Genomic DNA, 2,502 nt, shown 5'->3' with positions numbered 1-2,502 from the left:
CAGCGCACCACCGCCAGCTTCGACGACGACGTCGTAGCCCAGCTGTTGCAGCTGCACGACCGTCTTGGCGGTCGCCGCAACGAGGGTCTCGCCTGGCTTGGATTCCCGGGGGATGCCGATCAGCATGTCACTGCCTCTCCCACACTCATAGTCTTTGTTCACCTCGGATTTGCACGACACAGTCGTGAACGACACGGCCTCTTGCAGACAACCCGCGGTCGGGGCCGTCGACGGTCAAGACGCAGACCGGTGCCGCGCGGGGTTCACGCAGCGGATCACGTCTTGCGCCGGCAGTCCGATCGGACACGGCGCGCCTTACCGCGGGTACGCCAGGTGAGGCATCATTCCCGCATGCAAAACGTGGCAGAAAGATAACACGCGAAGCGAATTCGAATGGCGTCGGGTAACGCGGGTCACACTACCGTCGGCAGGTCACTCCACGCGCACTGCGGCATGGCGCCCGACCCGGCGCCCGAAGTACGAGCCCTCGCCCAGTTGAGTTCCGCTGGCGTAGCCCTTGCCATCCTGCGCGATATTCGCCGCGCAGGCTCCGGCCGCATATAAGCCGTCGATCACTGCTCCGTCCGGACGGCACACCTGACCGTCGACGGTGGTCGCCATCCCACCGACGGTGAAGCCGGCGTACAGAGCTTTTCCGAGGGTCATGTCGAAAGCCGCCCACGGCCCGGTGTCCTGCGCGGCCAAGAACTCCGCGCTCTTACCGAAGTCCGGATCCTCGCCGCGGGCCGCATGGGTGTTGTACCGCTCCATCGTCGCGTGCAGGGCGGCGCGATCAAGTCCTAGACCGTCGGCCATCTCGTCGACGGTCTCCCAGCCATCAATGAACGGGCACAGCGGGAACTCGGGGCGCTCCATATGCGCTTCATCGACGATCAAGTAGGCGGCCGCGCCGGGCTGATCCATGATGAAACCTGACGTGCGCGAGTGATAGGAGTCCTCGGCAACGAAGCGCTCGCCGTTCTTATTCACCACCAGTCCGGTTAACAGGATCGACGGCGGGTAGACCGGCGCGGTAATAAAGGCCTGATCCATATGCTTGAGTTCGGCGCCCACCGAGGCGCCCATCCGCAGGCCGAGCCCGTCGTCGTAGGTACTGCCCAACGTGAACGGCTTCTCGGCCAGTTGCGGCGTGTATTGGGCCACCATCTCCGGGTTCATCACGAACCCGCCCGCCGCGATCACCACCGAGCCGGCCCGAATGTGGCCGGAGCGACCGTTGGCGTCCTTCCAGAATGCGCCGACCACCGATGTGCCGTCGGCGCTGGTGATCAGTTGCCGCCCGCCGGTCTCATAGCGGATTTCCACATTCGCTTCGGCGAGGCGCTCGGTGAGCAGCCCGATCACCAGACCGGCGCCGCCGGTGTCCCCGGGAACGGGCACCTTATGACCGCGGGGAGCCGGCACCGCCGCGTCCCGGAACGGCCAGACCTTCTCGTTCCCGGTGTACATCAACCCCTGCGTCTGCGGTTGGATGACCGCCTTTTCCGGGTAGTAGCTGCGCTCGAACTCGAAACCGAGCGCCTCCAACCAGTCGAAGTGCTCGACGCTGTCGGCGCAGTAGGCGGCGATCTTGTCCGGCTCCGGATCACGGGAGACGGCAGTCAGATATTTGGCCATCTCGTCGGCACTGTCGTCGTGCCCGGTGGCGCGCTGCACCGCGGTGCCGCCACCGAGGTAGAAGTGTCCGCCAGCCATGCAGCTGGTGCCGCCCGCGGCAGCCGACCGTTCCAGGACCAGTACCGAGGCGCCGGCCCGCGCCGCTTCCAGCGCCGCGCAGCAACCGCCCATCCCGGCGCCAAGCACCAATACGTCGACCGTATCGGTGAACTCGGCGACGTCGTCGATCGGCAGGGTTTCCGGTAGCGCAGTTCCGCTCATGAGCGAATACTAGAACACGTTCTCGTTTTCCGGGAGCCGGCACGGTCTGCGCGGACGACGACCAGGAATTTCCTCGCTTGCCGCGAGCCCTCAGCGCGGGTCGAGGCTGTCGGCCAGCTTCGCCAGCGACGCCGCCACCTCGCGCAGAGCCTCGCCGACCTGGTGGCGGACCAACCCTGAGTCATTGGCTCCGGGAACCGCTTCGGCGTGCTCGTCGACCAGGATGCGCGTCGCCGCGCCGACCACCTCGGTCACCGTGGCCGAGGCGGCCTCCACATCGCGTTTTTCGAGCTCGCTCAACGGCGTGCGGACGGACGTCACCGTTCGCCGTGCTGCCCCGTGATTATCGCCGGATACCGGCATCAGGACGATCCGCTTGGATCCGTCGGGCTGGACCACCTCCACCAGCGACGTGCGGCTCATATCCGAGTACCCGCGGACTTCGACCATCGGGCCGAGGGTCGTATCGGCGGCGCCGGAACGGGGCGAGACCCCGATACTGTCGAGCGCATCGTCCTCGTGCCAGCGGTGCTTATTCTTGGCCTTCTTACCCACTGCCAGCCCTTCTGCTTGTCCATGATCGGCACCCGCCCCGCGCGGGCC

Annotated in this window: 3 protein-coding genes; all 3 read right to left on the bottom strand. The window is 66.3% G+C overall.

Annotated elements, in window-relative coordinates:
- The coding region (locus WAW85_RS03870) for a hypothetical protein (protein WP_422558331.1) at window positions 1–126 on the bottom strand (126 nt) is incomplete at its 3' end.
- A gap of 306 nt (window positions 127–432) precedes the next feature.
- The gene (locus WAW85_RS03865; protein WP_422558330.1) at window positions 433–1,899 is read right to left on the bottom strand and encodes an FAD-binding protein; all 1,467 of its coding nucleotides are present in this window, start codon (window positions 1,897–1,899) and stop codon (window positions 433–435) included.
- Window positions 1,900–1,989: 90 nt separating this feature from the next.
- On the bottom strand, window positions 1,990–2,502 hold a 513-nt coding region (locus WAW85_RS03860), incomplete at its 5' end, for a hypothetical protein (protein WP_422558329.1).

The sequence above is a fragment of the Gordonia sp. (in: high G+C Gram-positive bacteria) genome, assembly GCF_049299075.1.
Lineage (GTDB): Bacteria > Actinomycetota > Actinomycetes > Mycobacteriales > Mycobacteriaceae > Gordonia.
The sequence above is the reverse complement of the archived record's forward strand: the minus strand, read 5'-3'. Positions and strand labels throughout refer to the sequence as shown.